Here is an 8,465-nt window from a genome sequence, read left to right as displayed (position 1 = left end):
TAGCTGCCCTTGCCGTGCTCGGAGTCTTCGCGCGGCTGGTGCGCCTCATCTCCGTGGCCGGGGAAGAAAACATTCATCACGGCCCGGACCCCTTCGGCGAGCATCGCCTCGGCGCCGATGCTTTCGGTTTCGCCAGACTTGGCCGGGTCGGCGCTCAAGCCGCGCCAATGCGTAAAAACGAGCAAAGGCTTTTCGGTCCATTCACCGTCGCCATACTTTGCGAAGGCGGTATCGCCACTTACAAGTTGAACCTCGTACCATCCATCGCGGACCGGAGCGTACTTGTCCAGCGCAAACCAGTCGGTTGGTTGGATTTCCATGAGTTCCTCACTGAGCTATCGCTGTCTGTCGATCGAAGGGCCGCGCCGGCCAGACTGGCCACTGCCGATGTCATCGCTCTGCGCCGGCGTTGGGCAGGCCATGGGGACGTGGCAAACGGTTAATTATAGAACTCGCCAACTTTGGGGCCACATGTGGCGAACCCCAAGTTCTCGATGCTGTGGGTCGGCTTCCTCTCGCCCGCTTATAATCCGGCATGACTCTTTCCATTCCCGATGTAAACCCTAAGATGGCCACCGGCTGCGCGACTCATCGTCCGCTGACCGCGTACGCCTTCGTGAGCCATTCGCCCTCCACGCATTTCGAACGCACACGCCATGAGCGGCACGGGACGACCGGATGAAAATACCCAAAAGGCTCGCGCCGCTTCTCGACGAAGGACTCATCGACGAGGTTATAGGCCAGTTGATGAGCGGCAAGGAAGCCACAGTCTACGTCGTGCGCAGCGGCGCCTCGACACGTTGCGCAAAGGTCTACAAGGACGCGAAGCAGCGCAGTTTCCGGCAAGCCGCGTCGTATCGTGACGGCCGCAAGGTCCAGAACAGCCGGCAGGCGCGTGCAATGGAAAAAGGTACGCGGTATGGCCGTCAGATGCAGGAAGAGTTGTGGCAGAACGCTGAAGTCGACGCGCTGTTCCGGCTCGCCAATGCGGGCGTACGAGTCCCGCAACCCTATATCTGTACCGATGGCGTTTTACTGATGGAACTGGTGGTCGATGCAACGGGTGGCGTCGCGCCTCGCCTCAACGACGTCGATCTGACTGAAGCGCGTGCCATCGAACTCCACGCGCTGCTGCTCAACCAGGTCGTCCGCATGCTCTGCGCGGGCGTGGTTCACGGCGACCTGTCCGAATACAACATCCTGCTGGCGGCGGATGGGCCAGTGATCATCGATCTGCCTCAGGCCGTCGACGCCGCTGCCAATAATGAAGCCGCCTCGATGCTCAAGCGCGATGTCGACAATCTGGCCGCGTACTTCGGACGCTTCGCACCGCAAATTCTCGCCACCGGTTACGGGACGGAAATTTGGGCATTGTTCGAAGCAGGCCAGTTACACGCGGATATCGAATTGAGCGGCCGCATCGAAGTCGATACGCGACCGGTGGACCTCGATAGCGTGCTGCAGGAACTCGAAGACACACGTCTCGAGGAAGACGCGCGCATGCGACGACAGCAAGAACTGAGCGCCGGGTGATAATCCCGGCGTCCCGTACAAGCGCTGCGTAGAATTTACCCGCCACCAGGAAAACCTAGCGCGGTCGCCTTCGCCCGCAACTCGGCGAAGCGTCCCCCGGATGGCGCGGCCCCTGTATCCGATGCCGATGTGGGAGCGCTCTGCTGGCTATGATCGACTCCGCCGAGCCCCGGTACGATGCCTGCCGTCGAGCACGCAACGCCGAACGTTCCCTGCGTGACCGCAATGGCAGGCGAGTCCGTTCGCGCAGCGTCGGTGAAGTCGAGCGCAAAAGCCATGTTGAAGGTGTTCGGGTCGGTTGCGCGCACACCCAACGGGTCGAGACCGAAACGCCATGCAAGCAGTTGATGAATCGAGCTGGGATCGAACGGGTAGCGCGATACGAGGTTCGCGCGCACGCGCGGCCCCAACAGCATGCACGGCACGCGAAATCCTAGCCGACCATCGTTGCCGAGGCTCCTTTCCGCCGTCGACACCGGCTTGACGGGCGGCACCGCATGCTCCATGAAGCCGCCCCATTCGTCATACACGAGAATCATCAGGGTCGTGCTCCATTGCGGTCCGGTGCGCAGCGCCTCGTAGATCTGGCCGAGCAGCACCTGCCCATTGCGCACGTCGGCATGGGGGTGATCGTCGTTGGATGTACCCTGCGGTTCCCCCGAGAAGCTCGGATCCACCATGCAGAACGACGGCAGGTTGCCGGACGCCGCGTCCGACAGGAAATCCGAGAACAACTTCGAGCGGCCGACATAGCGCGTGCCGTACAGCGCAGTGAACGGGACATCGTGGAAGTAGTATGTCGATGAGACGTTCTTTGCGTCGAGCCGATCCCAGATGGTCGCCAGCGACGACGTATCACTGCTGTCGTCGAGACGATCGGTCTCGCCGCTATGCAGATAGAGACGATTCGGAAACGTGGCCGACAAGACCCCGCTCATGAAGTAGTCGCACACTGTGTATTGCGTCACGGCTCCTCGGTAAAAATCGAGATCGGCCTCGCCGAAGTAGCCAATGGGCAGCAGGTCGCCGCGCATGAGACTCGTGCCGGGCGTGAGCAGGAAGCCGTTCATCGCGCCGTTGGCCAATTGGACGCGCCCGCCTTCGTACGTATGGTTCGGGTCGGAGAACGAGCATGCCTGGAATCCGTACGCCGGGTTCGACGTCAATGCGAACGACGATTGCACCTGACCGAACGCGTCGGTGAACTGACGAATCTGCAGATGCTCGGCGTTCGGTACCCAGCCGAACATGTGATCGAACGAGCGGTTCTCCATCGTGACCAGAACGATGTGATCGACGCCCGACGTCGCCGGGTTAGGCAATGCAGGCCGCGGAAGATTCGCGCGATCGGGCGGAATGCCGCTCGTCGCACCGGTGCTGCCGGACGACCCGCCGCCCCCTCCGCCGCAAGCCGACAACGCGACGGTACCCGCGAGCGCGGCGACTATCTTGCGGCGCACGGGATCGGGTGTATTCGAAGGTTGATGATCGTCCATGGCCTTATCTCCGTTGTTGTCAAGACCGACCGGGTCGCCGACGCTTGCTGGGTAGCACTTCACGTACCCGCATCCAACCCAAGCGCTCGTGCTGCAGCGCAACGCGCGCGCCGGACAATGGCTGCTGTCGTTGACTGTGATGGACGGCCGTATGAGTTAACGCAAGATCAAGGGACTTCCCTTCTTGCCACATAGTGCTCGACGAAGCGGAGGATCGCCTTGGACCGGTAATCCCTCGCCAACCGGCAAAGGTGGTCGGCGAAAGGACGATAGCGCTCATCGAGCTCGCTCAGGTGCATGGCGTGTTGCACGATGGCACGCATGTCGCCCATTCGCGCCAAGTGGTGCAGCGCTTCCATTTGCTCCCGCGGCGGTATGACCAAAGTCCCCATGGAGAGATCGGTTGCGCGTACAGCCGTTCGGCCCGCGTCGGCCGGTTGCGTCTCCGGCATCTCGTCGTTCCACTCGATGTTCAGCAGAGCCGCGATCTGTGACAACAGCTCACTGAAATCGATCGGTTTCGATAGAAACGCGTTTGCACCGGCCGCCAGGCTGTTTTTCGCATTACTCCCCGACGCGCCGGCGGAGACCGCAACGATGGGCAGATCCCCGAACGCCGGCATTTCGCGCAGCCGCCGCGTGGCTTCGAGCCCATCCATCCCCGGCATGACGACGTCCATCAGGATGAGTTCCGGCCGCTGCGCTTTGGCCTTCTCGAGCGCTTCCAGTCCATCGCCGGCCTCGATGGTGTCGAATCCGAGCTGACCGAGCAGATCGACCACCAAAGAACGGTTTGCCGCCACGTCATCCACTACGAGAATGGTCCTGCGTGGTCCCTGATAGCCAGTCACCGTCCATTCGGGCGCGGCGACAGGTGGCTGAGGCGCCACCACCGGGACGCTCAGCTCGAACGAAAATGTGCTCCCAACGCCGAGGCGGCTGTCGACGTGGATCTCGCCCCCCATCAAGCGCACCAGCTGCCGGCTGATCGCCAGGCCCAGCCCTGTGCCGCCAAACCGGTGCTGAGCATCGCTCACCTGTTCGAATGGCCGGAAGAGCGCCTCCAGACGCGCTTCGTCTATGCCAATGCCGGTGTCCTCGACTTCGAACCGCAGCCGCTCCGGCGCCAGGCAACTGACGCGTAGGCGCACGGTCCCCTCTTCGGTGAATTTGATTGCGTTGGAGAGCAGGTTGAGCAGCACCTGGCGCAGCCGCTTTTCGTCGACCCGCACGCCCGCGGGCAGATCGGGGGCCATCTCGCACACGAAGCCCAGGCCCTTTTCCGTTGCCTTCACCTGAATCGTTTCGGCGATGAAGTCGATGAAGCCGTCGAGCCGAATGTCGGACGGAATGAGTTCCGCCCTTCCGGCTTCGATTTTGGCCATATCCAGGAGGTCGTTGATGATCGCAAGCAGGTGTTCGCCGCTGTGCTGGATCACCGCGACCCGCTCGATCTGGCGTTGACCGAGGCTCTTATCGCGCTTGAGGATCTGCGCGTAGCCTAAAATTCCGTTCAACGGCGTGCGCAACTCGTGGCTCATGTGCGCGAGAAAGCCGCTCTTGGCCTGGTTGGCCGCGTCGGCGCGTTCCTTGGCGATGGCCAGTTCGGCCGTTCGCTCGCGGATCATATCTTCGAGGTGCTCTCGGTAGCGCCGCAGTTCCTCTTCGGCACGCCTTTGCTCTGTGATGTCACGTGAGATGCCGAGCAGAAACTGCGGCTCGCCGCGCGCGTCGAGAATCGGGATCTTCATCGTATGCACGAGGCGCAGCCCGTAACGCGTGTGGGCCGGCTCCTCGGGCACGTCGACCATCTGCTGTGACTCCAGTACCTCACGATCCTTCAGCGCGAAGAAAGCTGCCTCCTCCGCCGGAAACAGATCGTGGACGGACTTGCCGATCAGTTCCTCTCGCCGATACCCGAGCAGTCGCTCTCCAGCCTTGTTGAATCGCACGAAGCGCAGCGTCGCCGCATCCTTGACGAAGATCACGTCGGGAATGTTCTCGATGATGCTGTCGAGGAAATGTTCGCTTGCACGTGCAGCCGCTTCGGCGTGCTGTCGTTCGACGATCTCGGCCGTCTGGCCCGCAAGCGCCTTGCTGAGTTCAGCAGTGCGCTGTGCGACGCGCGCTTCGAGCTCGGCATTGAGATTCTTCAGCGCATTCTCGGCCTGCCTGCGCTGTCGCCGGTCTTCGAGGAACTGCTCGACAGCGCGCGCCATATCGGCAATCTCATCGCCGCCGTAAACGGGGACACCGGCTGACGCACCGTCGACCTCGCCGTGGCGCAGAAAGTGGCTGACCCGGCGCAGCCGTTCCACGACGTGGCGACCGAGGAACGTCCGGGCAATCAGCCACGCAAGCAGCAGGCTCACCGCAACTTCGCCGCCCACCCACCTGCGCGTGCGGTCCAGGTCTGCAGCCAGATCTTGAACCGCTTTCCGGTAATCGCGCGTGAAGTACTCGGACTGCTCGTGCGCCGCCGCGGCCAGAGCGTCGGCCTGGCGGCGCAGATCGTCATCGAGGCTGGCCAATGACGCCCCGGGCCGCGGCGCAGCGGCCGGCGCGACTGCGGCGACCAGCGCGGTCTCGCGGACCTGCGCCTCGATGTTGACCGTATTGCGGAAGCGCTGACTCGATCGATGTAGCGCCAACGCGTCGATACCGACGTTCTCACCCGTGGGAGTGATCGCGGAAGCGAGGCGGTCCACCAGGCGGTCGAAGGATGCCAACTGCTCCATGATATGCCGATGTGTCTCGCGCACCGAGTCCACGGCATCGTCATTCGACAACTCCAATGCGAGGCGTTCGATCATCAGAGTGCGCTGTGCCAGGTCCTGTGCATCTTCCTGGCGAGCCAGCCGCTGTTCTGCCAACTGGCGGATGGCGTAAACCGAACCGGCCAACGAGTAGATGGTCGTGGCACCGACCGCCACCACCAGGGTGGCGAGGCAAGAAACCACGAGCGTGAACTGCGCGGTGAGGGACCGTGGGAGCTGAAGTTTCACGGGCGTTGCCAGATGCGGCGATAGACGTCGCGATAGCCGTTGTTCGGGTCGTAGAGCAGACGATCGCCGCCGTCCGCTGCGACGTTGTCCGCCGTCACGAGATGCACCGGAAACACGTATCCGGTGACGCGCTGCCCGGCGAAGAGACGGTTCAACTCGTCGATCAACTGCCAGCCGTGCAAATTCACGGGTTCCGCCACGGTGCCCGTCTGGAAGCTGCCCGTTCGGATGCGCAGGAAGGCGGACTCGCTACCGTCGCCGGCCGACAGCATGGCCATGGCAGTGCTCGGCATTTCAGCCTGGGTCAGCACCGGGGCGGCGTAGTCGAAGTAGATGTCGTTGACGGCGAGCGCATATGTCCAGCGCTTGCCATACCGCTCGAGCAAGGCGCGTGTCGTACCCGCCATCAATTCCTGGCTGCGCGCAATCGCCACGTCGCGCACTTCGAGCAAGGTGCAACCGCTGCACGCGCGCACGACGGCGGCCATTTCATTCGCCTTGCTTTGCGCGATTTGGAAATTGGAGTCCGTGAAGATGACGACTCCCGCATGCCCGCCGGACTGAACGATGGCCGCCAGCGCGGTCACGCGCGCGACCTCGAGCGGGTCCGTCGTCACGTTCATCGCCACGGGCGTGCCGGACACCGGTCCCGCCTGGGCCGCGACATGCCAGCCGACGATTGGAATCTTCCGCTCGCCAAACGGCTGCAACCCGGGCAGCAGGGCGCGTGCGTCGCCACCGACAATGATAAGCCCGTCCGGACGACTTGCCAGCGCGCTTGCAAGCGTCTTCAGCCGCTGATCCGGCATGCCGGCGGAGTCGAATATCTGCACACTCCAGCCGATGACCTTGGCCGCCTCCAGCACACCGTCGATCACGCCGACGATGCCGCCGTTGCGCAAATCCTCGGCGACGATGGCGATCCGTTTCCCAGGTTGCGCCCGCGGCCCGGTGCGCGGCCCGCTCCAGGGTGCGGCCGGTTGCGCCGCGGCATCGACGACGCGTTTCGCCGCGGCCAGGTAGTTCTCCCCGGCGACCGACGTCCCCGGTACGGAGGCAGCCGGCGTACCTTGCGCCGCAGCAACCGAAAGCATGCATGCGCATACCCACGCAACGAGCCAGCCCCTCATCGTTTTCCCCAAGGCCCCGACGCGATTCGCCGACCGCGTTCTCAATGTACCGAAATGCCGCGCAGGGTCACCCTGCGAATCAGATACTACACCGCGCCCGCCGCGTGCCATTGGAGATGCGTGCGCCGCCTCGCATGAGAGTCACGACGGTTGGCCGGTTTCGATTTATGAAGAGAGAACTATTGCGATGAACCGAAAAACGCCGCAACAGCGTCTTCGCTTCGCGGGCGTCAGCATGCAATCGCGATGCGTCATTCAAGGTGCCGTGGATGCGCGAGAAAGAATCGCATCATCTCGGCGCTGGCATCGGGGCCAGCGGCATCCGTGTACGTCCCGCGGACACTGCCACCGGCCCACGCATGCGGGGCACCATGGATGATCCAATACTCCGCATCGATGCCGTTGACAGCCGTCAGGCGACGCCGCGTGCATGCGCGCCCCGGGCGGTCCAGCGGCTCGGTGACGGGGGACGTGCTGGCGCTGAATGCCCGCACGAGCTCGCTGCCGTTGGAGGGATGAACCGTCGTGTCCGCGTCGCCATGAAAGACGATCAACGGTCGCTTCGGCATTGTCGACCCATCGTGACCGTCGGCGCCTTGCGCACGCCGCGCCCCTACGGCCCCTTTCATCGCGGCAAGCGCCGACGGCACGTCGTGAGCGCAGCGATATGGCAGACCCGAGTGGATTCCCGCTGCGGCATACAGTTCCGGATAGGTGTGAATCATCACCGCGGCCATCGCGCCGCCCGCCGACAGACCGGCAACATACACGCGAGCCGGATCGACGCTGTGATTGGCTATCACCTCGCGCGTGATTCCCGCGATCAACGAAGGTTCGCCCCGCTCCCGCTGCTGGTGGCCCGGCTTGAACCAGCTCCAGCAGCCGGACGGATTTGCCCGCTTCGATTGAATCGGATAGGCAACGAGGCAGTGGTGACGTTCGGCGAACGTGTTCATCCTGGTGCCAGCCGCGAAATCGTCCGCGTCTTGCGTGCAGCCGTGCAACATCACGATCAGCGGCAATGGCGCCCCTCGGTACCCGCTTGGCACGTAGAGCTTATAGTTCCGCTGCCCGGCGTCGTTGACATACGTGAGCGAACTGAAATGCCCACGGTCCTCCACCTCGGCCTGCCTGGCGACATGCGGGCGGACGAACGCCTCCGTTGCTCCCGCGCGTGCGGATGGGTTCGCGTCGAGCGCGTCGACAGGTGGCTCAGGCACCGCGCGCTCGGCGCTGCCATCGCCCCCGCGCAGCGCTCGTTGAATCGCCGCGGTAGCTTCCAGCGGCCCGGCGGTACGCAA

The 8,465-nt window shown here is 63.5% G+C and carries 6 protein-coding genes; 1 reads left to right on the top strand and 5 read right to left on the bottom strand.

The genetic code is table 11. The features are described 5' to 3' along the window. The coding region (locus VGL01_RS13215) for a hypothetical protein (RefSeq protein WP_331569973.1) at positions 1-320 on the bottom strand (320 nt) is incomplete at its 3' end. A 358-nt stretch (positions 321-678) separates the two neighbouring features. Here VGL01_RS13215 and VGL01_RS13210 point away from each other — a divergent pair. Further along, positions 679-1,533 carry a PA4780 family RIO1-like protein kinase gene (locus VGL01_RS13210; protein ID WP_331569971.1) on the top strand — a complete coding sequence of 285 codons (855 nt, stop codon included), beginning with the start codon at positions 679-681 and terminating at the stop codon, positions 1,531-1,533. 35 nt (positions 1,534-1,568) lie between these two features. Here VGL01_RS13210 and VGL01_RS13205 read toward each other — a convergent pair whose 3' ends face one another. From VGL01_RS13205 to VGL01_RS13190, 4 genes are all read right to left on the bottom strand, one after another. Then, on the bottom strand, positions 1,569-3,029 hold the full coding sequence (locus VGL01_RS13205) for an alkaline phosphatase family protein (RefSeq protein ID WP_331569969.1): 1,461 nt from the start codon (positions 3,027-3,029) through the stop codon (positions 1,569-1,571). A gap of 167 nt (positions 3,030-3,196) precedes the next feature. Next, positions 3,197-6,034 carry an ATP-binding protein gene (locus VGL01_RS13200; RefSeq protein ID WP_331569967.1) on the bottom strand — a complete coding sequence of 946 codons (2,838 nt, stop codon included), beginning with the start codon at positions 6,032-6,034 and terminating at the stop codon, positions 3,197-3,199. Beyond that, entirely contained in the window at positions 6,031-7,164 is a 1,134-nt protein-coding gene (locus VGL01_RS13195) for a substrate-binding domain-containing protein (RefSeq protein ID WP_331569965.1), read from the bottom strand. The genes VGL01_RS13200 and VGL01_RS13195 overlap by 4 nt, the downstream gene beginning before the upstream one ends. A gap of 251 nt (positions 7,165-7,415) precedes the next feature. Beyond that, positions 7,416-8,465, bottom strand: a 1,050-nt coding sequence (locus VGL01_RS13190; RefSeq protein WP_331569963.1) for a PHB depolymerase family esterase, incomplete at its 5' end; no start/stop codon positions are given.

This window comes from Trinickia sp., assembly GCF_036503415.1.
Taxonomy (GTDB): Bacteria; Pseudomonadota; Gammaproteobacteria; order Burkholderiales; family Burkholderiaceae; genus Trinickia.
The sequence above is the reverse complement of the archived record's forward strand: the minus strand, read 5'-3'. Positions and strand labels throughout refer to the sequence as shown.